This window comes from Actinoplanes campanulatus, from assembly GCF_014647795.1.
GTDB classification, from domain to species: Bacteria; Actinomycetota; Actinomycetes; order Mycobacteriales; family Micromonosporaceae; genus Actinoplanes; species Actinoplanes campanulatus.
Window position 1 is genome coordinate 61,702 of record NZ_BMPW01000034.1, and the last position, 22,565, is coordinate 84,266.

General features: G+C 67.4%; 17 protein-coding genes and 1 pseudogene. 8 read left to right on the forward strand and 10 right to left on the reverse strand.

Annotated features, from left to right (window positions below; genetic code table 11):
* Positions 1-161 precede the first annotated feature (161 nt).
* From IEZ13_RS42070 to IEZ13_RS42080, 3 genes are all read left to right on the forward strand, one after another.
* Positions 162-392 carry a hypothetical protein gene (locus IEZ13_RS42070; protein ID WP_183225986.1) on the forward strand — a complete coding sequence of 77 codons (231 nt, stop codon included), beginning with the start codon at positions 162-164 and terminating at the stop codon, positions 390-392.
* Between the two features lie 287 nt (positions 393-679).
* Positions 680-5,497 carry a glycosyl hydrolase family 18 protein gene (locus tag IEZ13_RS42075; RefSeq protein WP_183225987.1) on the forward strand — a complete coding sequence of 1,606 codons (4,818 nt, stop codon included), beginning with the start codon at positions 680-682 and terminating at the stop codon, positions 5,495-5,497.
* Positions 5,498-5,839: 342 nt separating this feature from the next.
* Complete coding sequence (locus IEZ13_RS42080; RefSeq protein ID WP_183226013.1) at positions 5,840-6,061, forward strand: CBS domain-containing protein; 222 nt, start codon at positions 5,840-5,842, stop codon at positions 6,059-6,061.
* A gap of 12 nt (positions 6,062-6,073) precedes the next feature.
* Here IEZ13_RS42080 and IEZ13_RS47225 read toward each other — a convergent pair.
* A pseudogene (locus IEZ13_RS47225) lies at positions 6,074-6,648 on the reverse strand (transposase); the annotation flags it as partial.
* Positions 6,649-7,329: 681 nt separating this feature from the next.
* Here IEZ13_RS47225 and IEZ13_RS42085 point away from each other — a divergent pair.
* On the forward strand, positions 7,330-10,005 hold the full coding sequence (locus IEZ13_RS42085) for a transglycosylase domain-containing protein (RefSeq protein ID WP_229795708.1): 2,676 nt from the start codon (positions 7,330-7,332) through the stop codon (positions 10,003-10,005).
* A 29-nt stretch (positions 10,006-10,034) separates the two neighbouring features.
* Here IEZ13_RS42085 and IEZ13_RS42090 read toward each other — a convergent pair whose 3' ends face one another.
* The gene (locus IEZ13_RS42090) at positions 10,035-10,268 is read right to left on the reverse strand and encodes a hypothetical protein (RefSeq protein WP_229795709.1); all 234 of its coding nucleotides are present in this window, start codon (positions 10,266-10,268) and stop codon (positions 10,035-10,037) included.
* An 18-nt stretch (positions 10,269-10,286) separates the two neighbouring features.
* On the opposite strand from IEZ13_RS42090, the gene IEZ13_RS42095 reads away from it, so the two are divergent.
* On the forward strand, positions 10,287-10,496 hold the full coding sequence (locus IEZ13_RS42095) for a hypothetical protein (RefSeq protein WP_183226016.1): 210 nt from the start codon (positions 10,287-10,289) through the stop codon (positions 10,494-10,496).
* A 285-nt stretch (positions 10,497-10,781) separates the two neighbouring features.
* On the opposite strand, the gene IEZ13_RS42100 is transcribed toward IEZ13_RS42095, so the two are convergent.
* From IEZ13_RS42100 to IEZ13_RS42120, 5 genes are all read right to left on the reverse strand, one after another.
* Complete coding sequence (locus IEZ13_RS42100) at positions 10,782-10,967, reverse strand: hypothetical protein (protein ID WP_183225989.1); 186 nt, start codon at positions 10,965-10,967, stop codon at positions 10,782-10,784.
* 35 nt (positions 10,968-11,002) lie between these two features.
* Positions 11,003-12,022 carry an IS701 family transposase gene (locus tag IEZ13_RS42105; protein ID WP_183225990.1) on the reverse strand — a complete coding sequence of 340 codons (1,020 nt, stop codon included), beginning with the start codon at positions 12,020-12,022 and terminating at the stop codon, positions 11,003-11,005.
* A gap of 75 nt (positions 12,023-12,097) precedes the next feature.
* Entirely contained in the window at positions 12,098-13,246 is a 1,149-nt protein-coding gene (locus IEZ13_RS42110; protein WP_183225991.1) for an FAD-dependent monooxygenase, read from the reverse strand.
* Between the two features lie 1,379 nt (positions 13,247-14,625).
* Positions 14,626-14,874, reverse strand: coding sequence for a calcium-binding protein (locus tag IEZ13_RS42115; RefSeq protein WP_372441919.1), 249 nt, complete (start codon positions 14,872-14,874; stop codon positions 14,626-14,628).
* Positions 14,760-15,683 (reverse strand): calcium-binding protein, encoded by a 924-nt coding sequence (locus tag IEZ13_RS42120; protein ID WP_183225993.1) that lies wholly within the window; start codon positions 15,681-15,683, stop codon positions 14,760-14,762. The genes IEZ13_RS42115 and IEZ13_RS42120 overlap by 115 nt, the downstream gene beginning before the upstream one ends.
* Positions 15,684-16,348: 665 nt before the next feature.
* Between IEZ13_RS42120 and IEZ13_RS42125 the strand changes: the two genes are divergently transcribed.
* A complete protein-coding gene (locus IEZ13_RS42125; RefSeq protein WP_183225994.1) occupies positions 16,349-17,848 on the forward strand; it encodes a hypothetical protein in 1,500 nt (499 codons plus the stop codon).
* 62 nt (positions 17,849-17,910) lie between these two features.
* Here IEZ13_RS42125 and IEZ13_RS42130 read toward each other — a convergent pair whose 3' ends face one another.
* Positions 17,911-18,459, reverse strand: a complete 549-nt coding sequence (locus tag IEZ13_RS42130) for an RNA polymerase sigma factor (RefSeq protein ID WP_183225995.1) — start codon at positions 18,457-18,459, stop codon at positions 17,911-17,913.
* 42 nt (positions 18,460-18,501) lie between these two features.
* Here IEZ13_RS42130 and IEZ13_RS42135 point away from each other — a divergent pair, with 42 nt between their 5' ends.
* Positions 18,502-19,839, forward strand: a complete 1,338-nt coding sequence (locus tag IEZ13_RS42135) for a serine/threonine-protein kinase (RefSeq protein ID WP_203834035.1) — start codon at positions 18,502-18,504, stop codon at positions 19,837-19,839.
* Here IEZ13_RS42135 and IEZ13_RS42140 read toward each other — a convergent pair.
* Positions 19,830-20,468 carry a hypothetical protein gene (locus tag IEZ13_RS42140; protein WP_183225996.1) on the reverse strand — a complete coding sequence of 213 codons (639 nt, stop codon included), beginning with the start codon at positions 20,466-20,468 and terminating at the stop codon, positions 19,830-19,832. The genes IEZ13_RS42135 and IEZ13_RS42140 overlap by 10 nt on opposite strands.
* A 158-nt stretch (positions 20,469-20,626) precedes the next feature.
* Here IEZ13_RS42140 and IEZ13_RS42145 point away from each other — a divergent pair, with 158 nt between their 5' ends.
* The gene (locus IEZ13_RS42145; protein ID WP_183225997.1) at positions 20,627-21,838 is read left to right on the forward strand and encodes a phytase; all 1,212 of its coding nucleotides are present in this window, start codon (positions 20,627-20,629) and stop codon (positions 21,836-21,838) included.
* 156 nt (positions 21,839-21,994) lie between these two features.
* On the opposite strand, the gene IEZ13_RS42150 is transcribed toward IEZ13_RS42145, so the two are convergent.
* Complete coding sequence (locus tag IEZ13_RS42150) at positions 21,995-22,486, reverse strand: STM3941 family protein (RefSeq protein ID WP_183225998.1); 492 nt, start codon at positions 22,484-22,486, stop codon at positions 21,995-21,997.
* Positions 22,487-22,565: the final 79 nt, after the last annotated feature.

Consider the following 22,565-nt stretch of genomic DNA (forward strand, 5'->3'; position numbering starts at 1 on the left):
GCGGCCCGGCACGGCTGAGCTTTCTGAAGCTGCGCGACGAGGGCAAGAACCTGTGGGACTCAGCCGGCTGTGGCCTAGAGGCGGTCCTGAGCCGGCACCCTTCCCGGCAAGCGTTCACCTGGCCGTACGAGGCGCACGAGCGCAAGCACGTCCAGACCGCGATGATCCGGCTGGCCGCTCTCACCGGGGCCACGCCGCCGGCCCAGGGCGCCGTCGTCCGCTCCATCCTGGTCATCATCTGGCACCTGCTCGCCGACCCTCACGCCATCTACCACGACCTCGGCGTCGACTACTACACCACCCGTATCGACAAGGAACGCCGCCAACGCCACCTGGTCCAACAACTCGAAGCGCTCTGCCTACAGGTCACCCTCACCCCGGCCGCCGCCTGAAAAGACCACGCACCCAACCCGGACCACAAACCCATGCTCCTGAGCGCCGACACTCAGTCACTCACCTATCAGGGCTTTGACGCTGGGCTTCGGCCCGATCCGTTTCCAGATCGAGCCGCCAGCCTGCTACCGGGCCTCCTGGCAGCTACCCGGACCGGACTTTTACCGACAAGCGACGGCGAGCTTACGACCCAAGATCGACTACAGCTCTCCACCTCCAGGTCTGCTGGAGGCACGAAAGACCGAGGCCAGAACCCAAGAAGCCGGCGAGGCCCCATAAAAGATCGATGCTTATAATTGAAAACCAATTGGTTTCCAACGATTTGGTTGTTTCCGATCTGTTGGATGTGAGAAACGGGGAGTTCTTGTTCCGTCGATTATTCGCCGCAGTGGTGGTGATGACCGGGCTGGCGACATCTGTTGCCGTTCCGGCCGCCGCCGCCGATTTCCCTGCAGCCAGCACGGCCTTGATCTCCTGGAACATGCAGGGGTCCACCAACAAGGCAAAGACCGGCAGCAAGTGGACGAACACCGTCAAAACGCTGGCGACACAGGCGCCGATCGTGATGATTCAGGAAGCCGGCCCGGAACCGCCTCCGAACAACAGCACCCAACTGCCGGCCGACCTGATCTTCACCACGACCAACAGCCAGGGCGTCTCGCGTCAGCACACCGTGCGGCACCGGCGGTGGAACATCGCCAGCACTGGCCGCAGTCCCATCCCGACCCGTCAGGTCTACTTCCTGCCCACCGCCGACCCGTCGAACCCGCGCGCGATCGACGGCCGGGTCAACCTCGCGCTCGTCCTGACCCAGGAGCCCGACGAGCTGCTCGTCGTCGGCAACCCGGTCGACGCCGGCCGGGCCGCGCTCGGTGCGCGGTTCGGCAACGAGTGGTACTTCACCGTGCACGGCCTGTCCGGCGGTGGCGGTGACTCTGGAGTGCTGGTGAGCGCCATCAACGACCAGGTCAGGCTCCTCGGGACCCAGAACAACAACACCACCTACCATGTGACGATCGGTGGCGACTTCAACGTCGACCCGGCGATCCTCGGCGACCGGAGGCACTTCCCGACGAACATGCGGATCAACAGCTCGGGCCAGGCGACCCACCAGAGCGGTGGTGAGCTGGACTACTTCGTCACCACCCACACCGACCAGCCGCAGACGGTCACGGTCCGGCCCAACGGCAACTCCGACCACTGGCCGGTCCTGTCCGGTCAGATCAACGCGGCCGCGGGCGCCCCCTCGCCCAGCCCCACCCCGTCGCCCAGCGCCAACCCGGTGATCGACGAGATCCGGGTGATGCCGACCGGTGACGGGATCACGGCCGGTGTGCACAGCACCGACGACGGTGGCTTCCGGGACTACCTGCACACCATCCTGAAGGGCCTGACCACCGCTGTGGTGATCACGGGCACGGCGGCCGCCACCCTCTTCGCGCGCACGGACTTCGTCGGTGAGCAGAAGAACGGCAAGCGTGGCGACCCCGACCACATGGGGTTCGACGGCAAGGGCATCGACGACATCAAGGCCCAGTCGATCCCCGCGCTGAAGACGCTGCGGCCGAACCTGATGACCCTGGTCGCGGGCACGGCCGACCTCGTCGGCGGCGCCGACGGTGCGGCGACGGCCGAGAAGACGCGGAGCTTCCTGAACGAGATCTACCGGACCTCGCCGACGACCACGGTCCTTCTCGGGACCCTGCCGCCGTCGACGAACCCGACGTACCAGACCCGGATCGACGCCTACAACGACGCGCTCCGCACGATCGCCTACGACAAGATCAAGGGCGGCGCACGGCTGGTGCTGGTCGACCTGGGCGCGGTCTCCCCGGAGGACATCACCAACGAGATCTACCCGACCGACGCCGGCTACCGGAAGATCGCGGAGGCCTTCGGTGAAGGCGCTCAGATCGCGGTCCTGCAGCGCATGATCAGCCGCCGCTCGTACGTCTGGGAGCCGATCGGCAAGATCCGGGACGCCGTCGCGACCGGCTCCAAGATCGGGTTCCCCGACCTCAACGGCGACGGCAAGGCCGACTACGCGGTGGTCGGTGCGGACGGCAAGGTCACCGGCTGGCGCAACGACGACCCGCACAAGGAGGCGGTCTCGCTGGGCGACATCAGCCCGGCCGACCGCGGGAACAACCCGGCGCTGGTCTACTTCGCCGATCTGGACGGTGACGGCAAGGACGACTACGTCCGGATCCTGCCGGCGGCCGACTCGCCGACCGGCATCGCCGCGATGCGGATGTCGCGGAACACCAGCAGCGGCGGCAAGATCAGCTGGGACAGCGCCACGATCGTCGCGAACAACCTCACCTACCCGCCGGAGCTGTACTTCACCGACCTCGACGGTGACGGCCGCGACGACCTGATCACGATAGACCGCATGGGTTTCCCGGTTGCCTGGCAGAACAAGGGCAAGGGAATGCCGACCCCGGGCGGCTGGAACAAGGTCGAGGGTTTCGCCACGCCGGGTGAGGCGCGCGGCGCGCAGGTCGCCTTCGCCGACATCACCGGTGACGGCAAGGCCGACACGGTCCGGGTGGAGTTCACCACCGGCGAGGTCCGGGCCTGGGAGAACACCGGCGCTCCGTGGGACGTCACCAAGGGCTGGACGTCGCTGGGCGTGGTCCGCGACGACGATCCGTTCCAGGGCACCTACGGGACCTTCGCGGACCTGAACGGCGACGGGATCAAGGACTTCGCCATGACTCGCTCCGGTGCGACGGCGAAAACCGCCGCGAAGACCGCCGTCAAGGCGGCCGCGGCGAGTGGCGCCGGTGACATCGAGGGCTGGCTGGTGCCGAGCTACGGCGACGGCAGCCGCAGCGACGGCGGTGCCGGTGATCTCGGCATCAACGGTGGTGCCGGCGACCCGATGGAGTCGCACCCCGGTGGCGACGACGGCGGTACGCGGCCGGCCGCGTCCGGCGACTGCCGGCCGGACGGTCTGGCGACCACGCCGGGCGTGGCGACGCCGTACTGCAAGATCTACCAGAGTGACGGCCGGGAATGGCTCGGCCAGGGCCGGGACCGCCGGGTCGTGGGCTACTTCAACGGCGGCCGCACGGGCGCCGACGGCACGCCGCACTATCTGGTGAAGAACATCCCGTGGTCGAAGGTGACCCACCTCAACTACGCGTTCGCGTCGGTGGTGAACAACCAGATCGTTGTCGACTCCAACGCCACCCAGAAGGAGTGGCCCGGCGAGGTCGGCGCCGAGATGGATCCCTCGCTGCCCTACAAGGGGCACTTCAACCTGCTGACGAAGTACAAACGCCTGCACCCGCGGGTGAAGACGCTGATCTCGGTCGGTGGCTGGGCCGGTTCTCGTGGCTTCTACGCGATGACCACCAACGCCGACGGCTCGGTCAACCAGGCCGGGATCGACACCTTCTCCAACTCGGTCGTGGGCTTCCTGCGGACCTACGGGTTCGACGGTGTCGACATCGACTTCGAGTACCCCACGGTCCTCGAGGACACCGGCAACCCGGCCGACTGGGCGGTGTCCAACCCGCGTCGCAAGGGTCTACCCACGACGTACGCCGCGTTGATGAGGACGCTGCGGGACACGCTGAACCGGGCTTCGGCCGCGGACAACAGGTACTACCTGCTCACCTCGGCGTCGACGGCCTCCGGCTACCTGACCCGCGGGATGGCGAACCAGACCGCGCTCGACCACCAGGACTTCACCAACCTGATGGCCTACGACTACCACGGCACCTGGAACGACGTCGTGGGTCCGAACGCGGCGCTGTTCGACGACGGCAAGGACCCGGAACTGGCCGACCTGTACGCCACTGCGGAGTACGGGAAGCTCGGGTACTTCAACACCAGCTGGGCGATGAAGTACATGCGTGGCGCGCTGCAGGCCGGGCGCGTCAACATCGGCGTGCCCTACTACACGCGCGGCTGGCAGAACGTCACCGGCGGCACGAACGGTCTGTGGGGCAAGTCGCAGAAATCGAGCGGCTGCGAGCCGGGTACGGGAATCAAGCGGCCGTGCGGTGACGGCGCCTTCGGTATCGACAACATCTGGCACGACGAGACCAACGTCGGCAGCGAGCTCGGCTCCGGGACGAACCCGCTGTGGCACACCAAGAACCTGGAGAAGAACATCACGCCGGCCTATGCCCGCAGCGTCGGGCTGAAGCCGGATACCGACGTCACCGACCGGCGCACGGGCTGGTACACCCGGTACTGGGACGACACCACGAAGACGTCGTGGCTGTGGAACGCCGAGAAGAAGGTGTTCCTGTCGACCGAGGACGAGCAGGGCATCGACGCGGTCACCGATCTGGTCAAGTCGACCGGTGCGGGCGGCGTGATGATGTGGGAACTCGGCGGCGACTACTCCTGCCCGGCGGACATCCAGCCGGACACCCCGTGCGGGATGGGGTACACGCTGACCACCCGCCTGAACGAGAAGCTGGGCAATATCGGCGCCTATGACAACAGTCTGCGCACCGGCAGCAGTGGCGTCGCGCCGACGGTGACCGCCAACCTGAGCGTCGAGATGGTCAACTACCCGACCGCCACGGCGAACCTGTGGCCGTTGCAGCCGACCGTCCGGATCACCAACAACACCGGGCGCACACTCGGCGGTGGCAAGGACACGAAGCTGTCGTTCGACATTCCGGCCTCGACGTCATGGCTGGTCAAGGACGGCAACTGGCAGACCTATGCCCAAGGTGGCCAATGGAAGCTGGAGCCCGGTGTGACGCTCCACCGGATCAGCACGACGCTGGACTACTGCCAGATCATCCCGGCCGGGAAGTCGCTCGACCTGCCGATCATCTACTACCTCCCGATCACCGGTCCGGTGAACACGAGTCTGTCGATCGGCGGTACGGCGTACGCGCCGGTGACCGACAACCTCAAGGGACTCGGTACGGCAACCCCGCCGGCCGGTGGCTGTAATGCCGGTAACTGGGACGCCACCAAGGTCTACTCCCCGGCCAGCCAGCCGATTGAGCAGACCACGGTCAAATACAACGGCAAGGTCTGGAAGGCCAAGTGGGAGACGAAGGGCAGCGCCCCGGGCACCGGGGCCGATGCCGACCACGAGCCCTGGAAGCTGATCGGCAACGCCAGCTGACCGTTCTCAGCCACCCAGCCTGACACTCCACGTCTTGATCAAATAAACGGAGAGTGCTTCTGACCTGCAACGATGGGACTTGTCTAGGCCCCTGTTGGCTGCACGGAAAGAAGCACTCTCCAGGTAAGGCAGCCGGGAAAACCCTCACACACTGCGACATCCGAGCCGCCAACTCCTGATCCGCCCAGATGCTCGCGTAGTCGTGGTCGACTGGCCCAGGAGATGCCGCAGACCGGCATGACTGCACACCGTGCTTCTCAGAGGGCATTCGATTTGTACTTGATCTACTAATATGCACCTCTCCAAGTAGGTGCTGATAGCCTCAGCGAGGCCGCGCACCGGATGAAGCGGCAGAACATCGGCGACGTGATGGTCCTTGATGGTGGTGACCGCCTTGCCGGTGTGGTCACCGACCGCGACATCGTGGTGCGCTGTGTCGCCGCGGACAAGGACCCGCGCACGGTGACCGCGGGCGATATCGCCTCCCCGGCGACGGTCACCGTCGAGCCCGACACGGACATCGACACCGCGGTCGCGCTGATGCGGAACGTGTCAAGGGATTGAGGCCAACGGGAGTTAAGCGGCTTGCAGTTCGGGCTGTATTTCCTGGTCGGGTTGGTTGATCCAGACCTGGTCGGGCAGGTCGAGGATCTTGGGCAGTGGCCGACTGGTGCCGAACCGTTGCGGATGCGCGGCGCGAGCCGCGGCGAGGGTGTCCTCGCGGCCGGCGCGGACCTGGTGGTGGCGGCCGTGGTGCACGTCGGCGGGGTGTGCAGGCCGATCCCTGAATGCCGGTGGGCGTGGTTGTACCAGTTCACGAACTCGGTCATGAACGAGCGGGCGTCGGCGAGGGATGCGAACCGGTCCGGGAAGACCGGCGCGTACTTGAGCGTCTTGAACCAGGCTTCGCTGTACGGGTTGTCGTTGGAGGTCTTCGGCCGAGAGTGTGACCGGGTCACCTGAAGGTCTTCGAGCAGGTCAGCCACCGATTTCGAGGTCATCGACGTGCCGCGGTCGGCGTGGACCACGTGCGGCACGCCATGGGCGTCAAACACCTCGCGCATCATGCTCTCGGCCAGCGGCCCGGACTCGCGGGCGTGCACGCGGACACCGACGATGTACCGGGAGTAGATGTCGATCATCACGTCGCATCGAAGTAGACGCCGTTCTGGGCTCGACGCCTTCGCGGAACCGGCCGGGCTTGGCCGGGAACGGTCTTGGCGGTGGACCGGAGCGCCGAGCCGGGCTCGGGTCGGGTCGGGTCCGGTCGGGTCCACTGTGGTCCCGGTGTCGCGACCAGGGCTCTCCATCCACCGCCATGACATCCCGGCTCATCGCAAGGTGGTCGAACACGGTCACCGGTCGCCTCACGCTGAAACTTGCAACTCGGCACGTTTTGGGGATTCATAAAATTGAATCGATTCGCCGCCACTACTCGGGTTTCGCATGTCGTACCGGATGTAATCGAGAAGCCTGAACTGGCTCCGCGGTACGTAAAAGTCGCCGAAGAGGTTGTATTCGAGCCGGTATAGAGACGACCGCCATATTTGCTGTTCGCAATGCACCGATCCACCCTCCCTGCAGCGTCTATATATCGGACACGTGTGTCCATGCCGTGTCGAGTCGTGGAGGGGAGAAGCGCAATGCCAGGGACTCCGACCAGCCGATCGGCGCAGCACCGACGAGAGGAGCCGGAACGCTGGCCGCAGTGGATCCGTCCGGGTACGGCTCGGCTCGGCGTGGTGGCGTCGCGGCCAGTGTTCTCGGCGCTTCGGCGCGGGTCGCACCGGCCGGTGGCGTGGTTCCGGCGTTGGCCACGATGGTGCCGTCGGATGCTGGCCGCGGTGATCGTGGTCCAGTTGGCCCTGGCAGTGGCCGCTTGCGGCTACGTCGTGAGTGTGGACGTGCCGCCGGATCCCGTGCCCCCGCAGGCCTCGGTGCTGTACTACCGTGACGGACACACGGTTCTGGCGAGAATCGGCCTGACCGACCGCACCGACGTCACCTTGGACAAGGTTCCCGTGGGCGTCCGGCAGGCGTTCATCGCCGCTGAGGACCGGGGATTCTACGAGCATTACGGCGTCTCGGTGCGGGGTCTGTCCCGGGCGCTGTGGTCGAACGTGGTGAGCGACAGCGGGCAGGGTGCCTCCACGATCACCCAGCAATATGTGCGTAACGCGTACCTGACGCAGGAGCGGACGGTCAGCCGGAAGGCCAAGGAGGCGGCGCTCGCGCTGAAAGTCGAGCACCGGTTCACCAAGGACGAGATCCTTGAGCGTTATCTCAACACCATCTATTTCGGCCGGGGCGCCTATGGCATCGAAGCCGCGGCACATGCCTTCTTCGGTACGTCTGTCGCCCAGCTGACCGCGTTCCAGGGGGCCGTGCTTGCCGCGATGGTCAAGGATCCGACGCGGGGTGATCCAGCCGTAGACCCCACGTGGACCTTGGACCGGTGGAAGTGGATTCTGCGTGCGATGAGTGAGGCCGGCTGGTTGCCGGACGGGGCGGCCGATCAGACGCCGTATCCGGCCGTCGCGAAGGAGTCGGTCACCGCGGCAACCATCGGCGGCCCGATTGGGCTGATCACGGATCGGGTCGAGGAGGAGCTGGTGGCCGCGGGCATCACCCGGCAGCAGATCCGCACGGGTGGCTTGAGTATCACGACCACGCTCGACGCCACCGCACAACAGGCTGCCACCGGGAGTATCGCCAAGGCCCTCAACGGTCAGCCGGAGGTGCTGCGGACCGCGCTGGTGGCCATCGATCCGCGCGACGGCGGGGTGCGCGCCTACTACGGTGGCGATCGCGGCCGCGGCTTCTACGACGACGCCCTGGCGGCCCGGCCGCCCGCCTCCACCTTCAAACCACTGGTCCTGGCCGCTGCTGAGGAACGCGGCATCGCTTACCAGTCGTACTACAACGGCACCTCTCCGCGGGTGTTCTCCGATCGGGGCGGCGTGCCGCTCTATAACCAGGACAACCTGCAGTGCCCGGTGTGCCCGCTGGACACCGCGATGGTGCACTCGTTGAACACTCCGTTCTACGCCCTGGCGGAGAAGATCGGCCCGAACCGAGTCCGTGATCTCGCTCTGCGGCTGGGCGTGCCGGAGAGGTACGGCGACCAGGTCACCATGGTCGACCTCAAGGGAGAGCTGTCTCCTGGCCGGACACGTGCCGACATCGCCCTCGGTAGATATGCGGTCGCTCCGGCCGACCTGGCGAGTGTCTACGCCACGCTCGCGGGCGGCGGCACCCGCACGAACCGGCACTTCGTCGTGTCGGTCACCGCCGCTGAGAGCGGCGTCCTTCACCGGTACCAGGTGAAGCCGGTCCGGGTGCTCGACGCGGGAGTGGCGGCGGACATGGGCGCTGTACTGTCGCAGGTCGTCGACGAGGAGGGCCGCGTGCCCGGCGTCGCAGCCGCCGCGAAAACCGGTTCCCAGCAGTACGGCGACACGAACGACTCCTCCGACGCGTGGACCGCCGGGTGGGCCTCCGGCCTCGCCGCGGTCATCTGGGTGGGCCGTGACAAGCCCGGGCCGATCCGTACGAAGGACGGTAAGGCCATCAACGGCGACGGCATGCCGTACGAGATCTTCCAGAAATTCCTGACCGGTGCGTTCGCCGGCCGTCCGGCGGGGGATCTTCCCTCGGCGTCGCACGTGGGGCGCCAGGACATGGGCGACCTGGAGACGCTCGAGGGCGATGTCAGCATGACTCCCGGCCAAATCATCCAGGGGCCGCAGAAGGGCGACCAGGTCGACAGGTCACTGGCCTTCGGCATCTGGTCCGAGCGGGTGTCGCGACTGACCGACGTTCTCCAGAAGTATGCTTCGTCCGGCACCGATTTCTCCGTTTCCTTCGTCGACCGCAAGACCGGACATCGGTACGACTATCAAGGCGACCGTGAGTTCGAGACCGCCAGTGTGGTGAAGGTGGAACTTCTGGCCGCGTTACTGCTGCAGGCGCAGGACGAGGGCCGCGGACTCACCACCGCGGAGCAGAAGAGCGTCCGCAAGATGATCGTGGCCAGTGACAATGACGCAGCGGTCAAGGTGTACGCCAAAATCGGTGGCGTTGACGGACTACGCCAGAAACTGGAGCGGCTCGGCCTCCACGACACCGACCCGGACCCGCAATTCGGGTTGACCACCACCACGGCGAAGGATCAGACCCGGATGGTGTCCGCGCTCACGGCAGCCGGCGGCCCGTTGAACGAGGACTCCAAGGCGCTGATCCTGCAGCTCATGTCGTCGGTCAACGCCGACCAGACCTGGGGCATCAGTGCCGCCTCCTTCGAGGGTGAGCAGACGGCGCAGAAGAACGGCTGGGTGTCGCGAGCCGCCGAGGACGGGCGGTGGATCGTCAACAGCACCGGCCGGATCAGTGGTGAGAAGACTGATGTCGCACTGTCCGTGTTGTCGCATGGGCACAAGACCCAGCAAGAGGGCATCAAGGTCGTCGAGCACATCTCCGCGTTGACCCGCAGCTATCTGGGGTGGTGAGTACCGTGCCAAGGGATCCGGGAGGCCGGTCAGATGTCGGCCTGACGGAACGGCGCCGTTGTGGTGCAGCGAGGCAAAGCATGCGAATAGGCGATCGCCGTGAGCATCTGCCGCAGCTCTTCACTCATGCGTGACCAGCGGCGAGTGAGCCCGTCGACCTGTTCGACGAAGGTCTTGCTCCGGCACTCCGGGTTGTCGCAGAAGAACCGCCGGACCCTCAGCAGGATCCGTACCACCAGCCCCGTTATCGGCGCATCGGCCAACGTTCGCCGATACCGCGAATGGACTCGCGACGACGACTTCGAGCAGGCGGGACACTCTCCTTCGTCCCGACGCACGGTGGCTACGAGGACCAGTTCAGCGTCGGCGTGCACCTCTTCGATCTCGATGCCGACCAGATGAGGAAGAAGCTGCTCGACGGCATCACACAGCCGGACAACGACTCATCGTTCAAGATCAGTCACGGAGTTCGCGCCAGAGCCCGCTACTGACGACCAGAGCCAATCCGGACTCGCTTCCGCACAACGAGCCCGTCCGGAAGTTGCTGGCATCTGGCGCCGACCCGCATGACGTGATGCTGGCCGGACGAGCTGCCGCGTATGACGCAATGGTCGCCATGGTCGCCATGGTCGAAATTGTCGATGCCGGAGTGGATTGGGATGTTGCACCCGACGGGCCGGGGTGGCGCTTGATGGAGACTGATTCTGACGGAGAATCAACGGGTCGGCCGGTCTCAGCGTTGCATGAGTCGCTCCTGTACTACAGCTGCGGATCTTCTAGATCTGGATGATCTCCAGGCGTTTTGCCCATTTACGCAGGGATTGGGGGAGTGAGTCACCGCGGCGTAGGTAGTGGCTGATCCGGGCACGGATCTTGTGTTTGAGTCGCCAGGCGGTCCAGTTCAGGATGTGGCGGTGGTCGTGGCGGGCGTGCAGCACGGTCTGGGCGAGCAGGTTGCGCACGTCGGCGACGGTAGCGTGGGTGAGCAGGTCCGGGCTCAGCCAGTCGGGTCCTGCCGTTCTTGCCGGTGGTGGTCGTTTCCCGGGCCCGCTGCCGGATCATCGGTGGCGGTGACGGCTGCCGTGGTCAGGTCTGCGTGCTGGACCGCGAGGAACGCGTGGGCGAACATGCAGACGGTGATCATGTGGTGCCAGGCGGTCCAGGTCCTCACCTGGTGCTGGTCGAGGCCGATGAGGTCCTTGCCCTGCTCGTTGTTCTCCTCGATCTTCCACCGGGTTCCGCTGATGGTGATGAGGGTGGCCGGTGGTGTCGGGTCCGGGGCGTGGGCCAGGAAGAACGTGACATCGCCGGGGTCAGCGATCGAGCGGCGCACGAGCAGGGTGTGGGTGAACCCGGGCGCGGGTGTCTCGTCGGCGGCCTGCAGGTTGCCGCCGAGTCGGATCATCGCCCAGTCGTAGAACCGTTCGCCCTTACCGCCCTGCCCGCACGAGCGACGTTCCCAGTCACCGGCGGGGATCCGGGACAGGACCTGGTCGGCGCGGGTGACCGGGTCGGTGCCGACCGGCACGCTGATCTGGGCCAGTGGCAGGGCCGCCGACACGGCCACCACATAGGGCAGACCTCGTTCGGCCATCCAGTTGCGGACCTGCGGATACTGGCCGTAACCGCCGTCCATGGTGATCCACCCGAACGGCACGCCCGCGTCGACGGCCTCGCTCAGCAGCTCGATCGCCTGGTCGAGTTTGGTGGCGAACCCGACACCTGCCGGGATGCGGGCCTCGCGGCAGCGGGCCGGGTCGTCGGTCCAGCGTTTCGGCAGGTAGAGGCGGTGACCGATGAACGCGTGCCCGGCCGGTCCGGCGTAGGTGAGCATGACCGCGACCTGGCAGTTCTCGATCTGGTTGGTGGCGCCGCAGTGCTGCGGGGCGACCCCGACGGACTTGTCACCCTTCTTGACCATCTGGGTGTCGTCGATGATCAGCACCCCGTCCGGGGCACCGAGATGTTCCACCACATAGGCCCGGACCGGGACGTCCTGCGCGATGTACCGAGACAAGAGAGCGCCTGGCTGGCCTACCGGCGCGACCTACTCCCCGCCCCGAGGGCCACGCTCTCGCCGACCGGCCCCTCGTCAGCGCTCAACCGACTCAGTCTGCGCCGGTGGGTGCCAATCGGCGTAGCGGGCCATGGAGCGCAGCGCCATCCGCGGCGGCGTCAGGCGCATCACCGTGTTGCGGGCGGCCACCGCGATCGGGTTCTCGAGTTGCTGGCCGAAGCGGCCCATCATCCGCGACGCCTTCGCCACCTGCTGACTACGGGGGCGGCGCTGGGCGTCGTAGGCGGCGAGCCCGTCCGGCCGGCTGGCGACGCCGGCCAGCACGACGGCGTCCTCCAAAGCCTGGTTGGCGCCCTGGCCGAGGTTCGGCGTCATCGCGTGCGCGGCGTCGCCCAGGAGCGCGACGCGGCCGCGGACGTACGTCGGCAGCGGCTCGTCGAGGCAGGCCAGGTCGTCGCGCAGCACGGTGCCGGTGGCCGCGACGAGGGCAGGTATCGGCTCGTGCCAGGCGCCGAACCTGTCCAGCACCAGGGCCTTGTCGTCGCCGGCCGGCCCGCCGGGAACGGCGTTCACGGCGGCGAACCAGTAGACGCGGCCGTCCACCAGCGGCACGATGCCGAACTCGGCGCCCCGGTCCCAGGTGAACGCGACGGCGAGGTCGCCGTCCCAGGGCGGCGTCACCCCACGCCAGACCCGCACGCCGACGTGCACAGGGTCGGCGGCCGGCCACATCAGCCGGCGCACCGTGCTGTGTATGCCGTCCGCGCCGACCACAAGGTCGGCCGCGATCCGGACCGGTCCGGCCGGGCCATCGTAATCGACCAGGCCGTCCCGGGTGACAGCGGTGACCTGCGCGCCGGTCACCACCGTGCCCGCCGGCAGCGCGCCGAGCAGGATCTCGTGCAGGGCGGCGCGGTGGATGCCGACCGCGGACGTCTTGAGCAACCGTTCCAGATCGCCCGCCGGGACGCGGGCCAGCCACCGGCCGTCCGGCCGGCGAGTGCCAGCGGAGGCGTCGGCCAGGCCCCGCATCCGCACGGCCTCGCCAAGGCCGAGGGCGTCGAGGCAGCGCAAGCCGTTCGCCTGCAGCACCAGGCCCGCTCCGACCGGCCCGAAGGCCGCGACCCGCTCGAGCACCGTCACGTCCCAGCCCTCGCGGCGCAGGCCGATCGCGGCGCTCAGTCCGCCGATGCCGGCCCCCACCACCACTGCCGTCCGCGTCATTCCCCGCTCCTTCTACAAAAGTAGAAGCGCCACACTACAGCCGGCACCACCGCAACCGCGCGAAGGTTGAACGAGCAGGTGTTAGCGGTGCATCACGAGTGTTGGGTGACGAGCACCGTGGGCCGAGCCAGCACCAACTGGAAGTCTCCATGCCGTATCTGCTCGACGCCGCGACCGAGATCTCCCGCCGGGCTGGACCCAAGAGCCGGGGGCCGCCGCGAAGCCGCCTCGCCCCGGGCGGCCCATTTCGTGTACGTCTCCAGCTCCACTGATGCCGTCACGGCTGGCTCCCGCCCTGCCCGCCAGTGTCCTCGACGAGTCGGCCCATGGGTCGCTATGTGCTGCTCGCTGTCGATTCAGTCGTCGACCTCGACGCCGTCGAGGACAGCTACTACGGTAACGACCCCAACCGAACTTTCGACCCGGCACCGGCGCTGCGCCGGGTCCAGGCGGTGGCCGGATGGCTCGCGCCGACATCGAGGCCCGCCATCTCGACAGTCCAGAAATGGAATGATCGACATTCGCGCGACACACGATCTACCCAGGAGCGAGCTGGGTCTACTGTCGACGTCCGGAACCAGGGTTTTCGCAGCTCAGGGCACCTATCACAGAGGCCAATCAAGACGTTCCTGTGGGTTAAAAGTCCACAGCTCTGCCATTGAGCTAGCAGCCCGTAGCAGACAGAGTACCGGGGCATGACCTTGGAGCCCACCGGGATACCCCCGCAGGCGTGTTTATGCAGATCCAGGGCCTAAACGTGGGCACCTCGGACGGGCATGGAGGCCATGGCAGCGCCCTGGTCCGGCAAACCGGGAGCTGCGGCAGACGCGGCCACGGAGCGACGTCGGAGCAGCCGCACACAGGGGAAGCTTCTCCTCAAGCGCCGACCCCGCCCCGTCCGTCGTGGCCGCAGGTGGAACACCATTGGACCGCTCGAACGGCGCCAGAGGCACCTTCTCCCGGCCGAAGCCAGGCCGACATCCTCGGTACCTGCAAGTTGAGGTCGACACGGCCGCACGGGGTTGAGCGACCGTGCTGGGTCGTCAGAGTGTGGCGCGCCGCTCGCAGCCGACCTTCTTGTCGCCGGAGTCTGGGCGGTAGGCATCACCGGCAGGTCCGTTGCTGCCGCCGTCGAGCCGGTTGGCAGCCCGAAAGTCCATGTCCGGACTCCGCTAGGCAACCCATCGTTACTCTATGTCACTAGAAGTACGGTATGAAGTCCGCGCCGCTTCTCTGGCGGACAGAATTCGATGGCAAGTACCCGGCCCGGAACCTGATCCGATGACGCGGGCAAACTTCATTGGCAACGGACATCAGCGACGGGGTTGGGGCCTGAATGGGCGGGCCGGTCAGTGGTCACCGGCCCGCCCATCGGTCGTTCAACTGCCGGCGGTCACGTACTCGCAGCCCACCGTCCGGTCGTTGGTCCACCGCAGGCAGGAGTCACCGCTGCTGCCGTTGGCGCCACCGTCGAGCAGGTCCGCGGTCCGGTTGTTGGCCCAGTCCTCGCCGGTCAACCAGTCGTCGCCGGAGCCGCCGTACATCTTGTCGGTGCCCGGGCCACCGTAGAACACGTCATCGCCGCCGAGACCGTAGATGACGTCGTTGCCGCCGAGGCCTTCCAGGATGTTCGCCCCGGCGTTGCCGACGATCCGGTCGTTGCCGTCGCCGCCGATGAGGTTCTCGACGTCAGTGGCGATGTTGTCGCCCTCGCCCTTGCGCCCGTCGTCCGCGACCGCGTCGGCGTCCTGTTGACCGCGGCGTTGTAGCTGTACATCACGGTGTCGGAGCCTGCCCCGCCGAAGATCCGGTCGGTGTCCGCAACGTCCGTGTACTCGAGCATCGTGATCCGGTCGTTGCCGGCGTCTCCGTAGTACACATCCTTGCCGCCGTGTCCGTAGAGGGTGTCGTCGCCGTTCCCGCCGCGGACAAGGTCCCGGCCGTGCCCGTCCTCGACGGTGTCGGCGCCGTCACCGCCGTACAGCTTGTCGTTCTGCGACGATCCGTAGATGCGATCGTTGCCGCCGAGGCCCCAGATCTGATCTCCGCCGAGGTCGGCGTACAGGATGTCGCCGCGCGGACCGCCGGTGATCTTGTCGCTGCCGGTGCCCCCGTCGGCCGTCATGGACAGGCCGGTGTTGTTGACGATCGTGTCGTTGCGGTCGTATGTATTGACCCGCACCCGAGTCGGCGCGATCTTCGTCGTACAACGCACCTTGGTCCTGTCACCCTTGACCGCCTTGCATCCCGCGCCGGCCTTCACTGCGACCCGGTCGTCGACGGTGATCGTGTTGCCGGACCGACTGAGGAGCACCCGGTTCTGGTGGCCGCCGCCGGCCTTGTATCTGACCTTGGTGCCGTCATAGACGGAGACGACCCCGGTACTGGCGGCCTGCGCTGGCGTCGCCACGACGCCGACGGCGCCCGCGACGACCAACGCCAGCCCGGCTCGGGTCAGCCATACGGAACGTGACACTCGGAATCCCCTCATGGGCCTAGGCGTGGTACCAGGTGCGGATGATTGCATAGGTGGACGTTGCCGAGCCGGTCGGCCGCTGATCGCACTGGTGAGGGAGCCGCGAACTCGGCTGTCGGCGGGCCACCAGGGGTGGCGCCATCCAGGCGCCGGTCAGCAAAGCGGCCGGCAGGCCGGTAGAGACGATGCGCACGAGCCCCCGCCCCGAAGATCGACATCAGACATCGAGGATCGTAGCCGCAACGCTACGGTTCCGTCACGTCGTTAAAGCGAAGAGGACGTTGTGATACCTGCGGGCTGCGGTGCAGAGGATGCCATCCGCGCTGGTCAAGCAGCGTGCTGATGCTCGTGGAGGAATCTTCCGCGGCACTCACATCGGTGGATGTTCCGGTGTGCGAGCCGGTTCGGATCGGTGATAGGTAGCGCCATCGACGCGCCCTCAACGGATGCGGGCCGGTCGTAACGCGTTGGCCATAATCGATACACTCCTGCCCACTCGCATCGTCGGGTATCACATTCCACGGGAGGAATCCTTGATACGTATGCGTTCCCGCGCCCTTGTGGTCGCGGTGGCGTCGCTTGCAATATCAGTCGGGGCCGCCGCGCCGGCACAGGCCGCACCGCGCATGGCCATCACCGACCTGGCGTTCTCCAGTACGGCCGTCGACGCCACCGCAGATCCGCAGTCGGTCGCGCTGACCTGGCGGGTCACCAACACCGACCAGCGAGCGATCGCGGTCACCGGCGTGGTGGAGTTGCGCGAGTTCCGGCAGGGCGCGGCCTTCGGACCGGTCCGGACGCTCGACTTCGCGCTCCGGTCCGGTGACGCCGACATCTTCGCCGACTGGGACAGCACCGCACAGAACTCGTCTTATCGCTACGAGATGTACATCCCGCAGTACGCGACGACCGACACCGCCGAGTGGCGGGTCACGAAGGCGACCGCGCAGGATGGGCGGGGCCACACGGTCAAGCTCAACGCCGAGGAACTGGCAACCTTGGGCGCGCAGTTCACGGTGACCCACCTTGCCGACAAGGAGGGGCCGACTGTCAGCACCGTCTCCCTGAACGGTGGCGACCGGGTTTACCACGATGGCAACGGCCTGACGCTGGACTACGACGTCAACATCGAAGACGTGGGCCTCGGCTTCAAGCGTGGCACTCTCGTCCTCGCGGGCCCGGGCGGGCGCGAAATCAGCACCCCGTTCGAAGTCCGCAAGGAGAACGACTGGTCGGCGTACTGCGGCGAGAACAGTTGGGTGTCCCTGCCCGCCCGATGGGCCAACTGCACGGTGACGGTGCCGATCGCCGCGGGCACTCCGTCCGGCGCTTGGACGGTCAGCCGCGTCCGTCTGGTCGACGAGGCCGGCAATGTCACCGTCAACCGTGATGTGACCGCACCCACGGTCTACGTCAGCCGTAACCAAACGATCGAAGCCGGCGACTTCCAGGTCACCCCGGAGTTCGTCGACAACTGGCGAGCGGCCGCGACGGCCGAACTGCGCTTCCGGGCACAGAGCTGGGGTGGCCCGATCGTCGACGTCGACGTCGAGACCGCCCGCATGTGCTGGACCGGCGGTTCTGAACCGGAGTTCCACGAAGACGGCACGGTATCGGTCGGTCTCACGATTCCGGCGGGCAGCGCCGGATGCGAGATCACCGGCATCGCGCTTACCGACGAGAGCGGCAACATGTCGTTCTACGGCACGGTCTACCGTGCGCCAGCGCTCGACCTGGTCGTCGCGCCGAAGCCCGACGACACGCCGCCGGCGGTGCTGGCGGTCCGGGCGCCCAAAAAGGTCTGGAAGGTGTCAGAACTTCAGAACGCCTGGGGCATCGGCTTCGAGGTTCAGGTCGACAACACCTCCGGCGCACCGGTCACCGGCGGTTGGGCGACGCTCTACGACTCGAACGGTCACTCGGTCGGCGGCCACGGCGGCGGCTACTCGGAAAACCCGGACGGCTGGGTGAACATGTCCGTCTCGGCTTACGCGGTTCCGGGTGAGTATGTGATCGGCTTCCGGGTCACTGACGCCGCGGGCAACTCGTCCGGGTTCGGGTTCCCCAACTCGTCCTACCCTGCCCCGCCCGGCGGTCCTCTGACCATCACCGTCGTCGAGGGCTGACCATCCGGCGACCGGCTGACCGTATCCCGGGCAGCCGGTCGCACCCGCCGCGCCCCTTGGTCTCAGAGGCCGGCCAGCAGATACTCCCGCACCTGTCCCCGCGCCTGGTGGATCCGCGACTTCACGGTGCCCTCCGGAATGCCCAGGTGGGTGGCGATCTCCTTGTAGTCGAGCTGGCAGATGTCCCGCAGCACCATCGGCGCCACGAGTTCGGCCCGGGTCGACTCGAGCCGTTCGAGGGCGTCGAGCAGGTCGAGCCGCGATCCGGCGATCACGCTGGTGGTCCGGGCGTCGGCGACGTCGATGGGCATCTCGCCGTACCCCTGCTCGGAGGCCCGCCGCTTGAGGGTCCGGTACGTCTGCCGCGACCCGTTGGCGATGATCACGTGCAGCCAGGTGCTGAATTTCGACCGGCCCTCGAATCCGCCGATGTTCCGGGCCACCTGCATGAGCACGTCCTGGCAGGCCTCTTCGGCGTCCTGGTAGCAGGGCAGGAAGCGTGAGCACCGGCGCAGCACGCTGGGCTGGATGGCGGCCAGCAGCATCTCGAGCGCGTTCCGGTCTCCCGCAGCCGCCCGCCGAGCCAGTTCTTCCTGTTGTTCGTCCCGCACGCCGCCCCCGTCCGCTGATTTAACAACGTTGATAATACGAGCGTGCAAGCACCTACCATGATCGGCCGTTACCGGATCACCGAGCGCCTCGGTTCCGGGGCGTTCGCCACCGTGTGGCTCGCCGAGGACGACGTCCTGGAGTCCCAGGTGGCGATCAAGATCCTCGCGGAGAACTGGGCTCATCACCCGGATGTACGGGCCCGGTTCGAGCAGGAGGCGCAGGTGCTGCGCCGGGCCGATTCGGAGCGGCTGGTCCGGGTCCACGACTTCGGTGAGCTGCCGGACGGCCGCCCGTACCAGGTGATGACGTACGCGGCTGGCGGCACCCTCCAGGACCGGCTGGAGCGGGGCCCGATGCCGGTCCGGAAGGCCCTGCGCACCGCCAGCGACATCGCCCACGCGGTGAGCGTCCTGCACGACTCCGGGGTCCTGCACCGCGACCTGAAGCCGTCGAACGTTCTCTTCGACACGGTCCGCGGCAGCGAGCGGGTGCTCGTGGCCGACCTGGGTCTGGCCAAGGAGATCGCGCACGCCTCCGGGTTCACGGTGGTGGCGGGCACTCCCGGCTACATGGCGCCCGAGCAGCATCTGCCGGGCGGCGGTCTGGATGTGCGCGCCGATGTGCACGCCATCGGCGCGATGACCTATCAGATGTTGACCGGCCGGCCCCCGCAGGTGGGCCGGGCCGCCCCGTCGAAGTTGCGTACCGGTATCTCCCGCGAGGTGGACCGGGTGGTGATGCGGGCGCTGGACGCGGACCGGGATCGCCGCTGGCCGTCGACGGCCGCGTTCGCGAAGGCCCTGGACGCCTCGGCGGCGGCCGCCCCGAGCCGGGTGCTGCGGTTCCTGCGGCACAGTGTGGGCATGATGGTGGCGCTGGCGTTGCTGGTCTTCCTCGGTGGCGCCACCTTCCCGAACCCCACGCCGCAGGGCTGGGTCCGGGTCGCCGACGATTCCGACACGCTGTCGATCGCGGTGCCCGCCGAGTGGGGCCGCCAGCTGCGGGATTCCGGTTGGAACACTGCGGCCGTGGGGATGCCGGCCGGTTCCGAGGAGGGCCTCCAGGTGGGCGCCGACCTGAGTTCGGAGACGTCACCGGGGCTGTTCGCCGGGCGGAGCAAGTGGCTGGTGCCGGGGAACGCGGCAAAGGTTCCGCTGCATCCGGGGTGCGATCGGGCGAGTGACCGCACGATCGACGTGGTCGGCTTCACCGGGCGGATCCAGCGCTGGATCGACTGTCCGGGCGCGATCTCGTACGACGAGGTGCTCCTCACCCGGGCCGGCGGCAAACCCGGGTTGTATCTACAGATCCGGCAGAGCGGCGGAGCCCCGGACCGTACCGATGAAGTGCTCCGCACACTGCGGTTCCCTCACTCGTAGCAGGCCGGTTCGTCGTGCTCGAGGTCCAGGTCGGTGATCTTGCCCTTGCTGAACCGGAACCGGTAGTGGACATTCTTGTACTTGTCGTTCCGCCCGGCGTAGGCGTCTCCGCTGCCGTCGGCCTCGAACACCTCCTCGGGGAGTTCCTCGACGTTACGCCACTCGAAGTCGGGGTAGGCCGCCTTCACCTGCGCCAGGGTGCTGCCGATGCGGATGCCCTCCGGGGTGGCGATCCGGCCCCACGCCGGGATGGCGGTGATCCCGCGGTCCATCTCGTAGGTGACCTTGACGACCTTGGGTTTCGCCACCCTTACCGCGGAGTAGCCGCAGCCCTCCTCAGGCACGTCGGACGACTTGAGCTCCCCGATGGCCACCGCGTCCTCGACGCTCATCCCGATCTTCAGCTTGCCGACCCCGACAGGGCCGAAGACGAGGGCGGGGCTATTCGTCGTCGTCGAGGGGGACGACGAAGGGGAGGGAGAAGAGACCGGCTTGGCAGAGGAGGCCGCGGGCGAAGGGGACGGGGAAGCCACACCGGCCGGTGCGGCCTCGCCGGCCACCGTCTGCGGGGCGTTGGCGCATCCGGTGACGAGAGTCGCCACAGCGAGAGCCAGGATCGTGCGTCGCATCGTATTTCAACCTCTTCTGTGATCTCGGTCGGTCACATGGTGCGATGCGCCGTCCAGCGGCCCGGTTCGGGATCCAACATCACGGATGGATAACGGACTCGCGGGTGTTCAGCATCTAGCCACCCCATGGTCAGGTCGATCGGGGATCGTCGTGAATCATGCAACGGACCACCGGCCTCGCCGCTCTCGTCGCCCTCACCACCCTCGCCGCGGGTGCCCCCGCGGCCGCGGCCGATCGCCCGCTCCGGGAGATCACCGCCACCGTCGAGACGCCGGCGCTCTTCGACGACGAGGCGGGCGGCATCGCGGACGCGGACGACCCCGCGATCTGGATCAACTCGGCCGACCGTTCGCGCAGCCTGGTCATCGGCACCGCCAAGAACGGCGGCCTGCGTGTCTACGACCTGAAGGGCCGTGAGGTCCAGTCGATCGCCACGCCCGAGGGCGGCCGCTTCAACAATGTGGACATCCTGACCGGCTTCACCTTCGGCAAGAGGAAGGTCGACGTCGCCGTCGTCACCGACCGCGGCCTCGACAAGCTCCGCATCTACCGGATCGAGGCGAGCGGCCTGACCGACATCACGTCGGCCGACGCCCCGCTGCTGTTCTCCAGGGACCAGGCCGAGGTGGAGGAGCAGGCGACCGGCTACGGCGTCGCCGTCTACGACCGGTACGCCGTGGTGAGCCGCCGGCACAGCACCCGCCTCGGCATCTTCCGCCTCGAGGAACGCAACGGCAAGGTCACCTACCGCACCACCGACACCCTCGACCTCCCGCGCGAGTTCCGCCTGCCCGACGGCACCAGCTGGACCCCGTGCCTTGAACCGGGTGAGGACCCGCAGGTCGAGGGCATGGTCGTTGATGCCGCGGCGGGCGTGCTCTACGCCGCCCAGGAGGACGTCGCCCTCTGGCGCATCAACCTGGCCGGCGGCACGTTCAGCAGCATCCCGCGGATGGTCGAGCGGGTCCGCGAGTTCGGCGAGCCGGCCACCTACGACCCCGAGTCGGAGGAGTGCACCGTCGACTACCGGACCGGCTTCGGCGGCCGTATCACCGCCGACGTCGAGGGCGCGACCATCTACCCGACGGGCAAGCGGGACGGCTACCTGATCGTTTCCAGCCAGGGCGACAGCCGCTTCTTCGTCTACGACCGCCGCACCAACAAGCCGGTCACGATCTTCTCGGTCGTCGACGGAAAGCGCACCGACGGCGTCCAGCACTCCGACGGAGCCGCTGTCACGGCCGTCTCCCTGCCCGGCTACCCGAAGGGCCTCCTGATCCTCCACGACGGCGAGAACACCCCCAACGACGACCGCACCAGCACCAACTTCAAGTTCGTCGACTGGCGCGCCCTGAACCTCCCGTCCTGAAAGAGCAAAAACCGGGCCTTCCGCTTTCTCCAGCGGAGGGCCCGGCCTCTTTTCAAAACCCATTTCTCGTACGGCTACGCCGCACCCGCCCACACCAGGATCGTTCTCGGACAAGCCGCGACCGGCCAACTCGTGCCCGTCCCCACGCCGGAAGGCTCAGCTCCAGTAGCGCAGCACGGCCGCGTACAGGTCGTCGGCGTTGCACCGCAGTCCCGTGGCACTCAGATGCACCCCGGAGAAGCCGGCGCCCTGGTTGATCCGTTGGAGCATGGCCGTCCCGCCGGACAGGAACTCCCGCTCGAACTCCTCGTCCAGGTCCAGCGCCACGAACCGCTGCCGTTGCACCTTCACCTCACGCACCCGCAGAACCGCCGTCCAGGGGATGACCTGTGTAGACAACCGCACGTCCCGAACCCCGTCCGGACCGATCTCCACGACCGGCCCACGGTGCAGCAGCTGCTGTCCCGTCCGGAACGCCCCGAACCCGAAGAACAGCACACCGACGGCCCCGAGCCCGACCTGAAGGAGAGCTCCGACCGCCGGCAGCCGGGGAATCCCGTCGACGAGCATGAACACGGACGCCCCGAGCAGCGTCAACGCGCCCAGAACCAACCCGAGAGTCTTCGGCACCGACCGGTGAACGACCATCGTGGCGTCCCTTTCCACGGGCAAAAAGAAAGGCCCACCCCGGATGGGGTGGGCCTTTCTATCACGTTGAGTCCGGCGG

Coding starts and splice junctions, on each gene's coding strand:
- IEZ13_RS42080 (WP_183226013.1), top strand. CDS start 5,840: ATGAAGCGGCAGAACATCGGCGACGTGATGGTCCTTGATGGTGGTGAC.
- IEZ13_RS42140 (WP_183225996.1), bottom strand. CDS start 20,468: ATGCGACGCACGATCCTGGCTCTCGCTGTGGCGACTCTCGTCACCGGA.
- IEZ13_RS42075 (WP_183225987.1), top strand. CDS start 680: ATGCTTATAATTGAAAACCAATTGGTTTCCAACGATTTGGTTGTTTCC.
- IEZ13_RS42145 (WP_183225997.1), top strand. CDS start 20,627: ATGCAACGGACCACCGGCCTCGCCGCTCTCGTCGCCCTCACCACCCTC.
- IEZ13_RS42070 (WP_183225986.1), top strand. CDS start 162: ATGATCCGGCTGGCCGCTCTCACCGGGGCCACGCCGCCGGCCCAGGGC.
- IEZ13_RS42150 (WP_183225998.1), bottom strand. CDS start 22,486: ATGGTCGTTCACCGGTCGGTGCCGAAGACTCTCGGGTTGGTTCTGGGC.
- IEZ13_RS42110 (WP_183225991.1), bottom strand. CDS start 13,246: ATGACGCGGACGGCAGTGGTGGTGGGGGCCGGCATCGGCGGACTGAGC.
- IEZ13_RS42125 (WP_183225994.1), top strand. CDS start 16,349: ATGGCCATCACCGACCTGGCGTTCTCCAGTACGGCCGTCGACGCCACC.
- IEZ13_RS42095 (WP_183226016.1), top strand. CDS start 10,287: ATGGACTCGCGACGACGACTTCGAGCAGGCGGGACACTCTCCTTCGTC.
- IEZ13_RS42085 (WP_229795708.1), top strand. CDS start 7,330: ATGCTGGCCGCGGTGATCGTGGTCCAGTTGGCCCTGGCAGTGGCCGCT.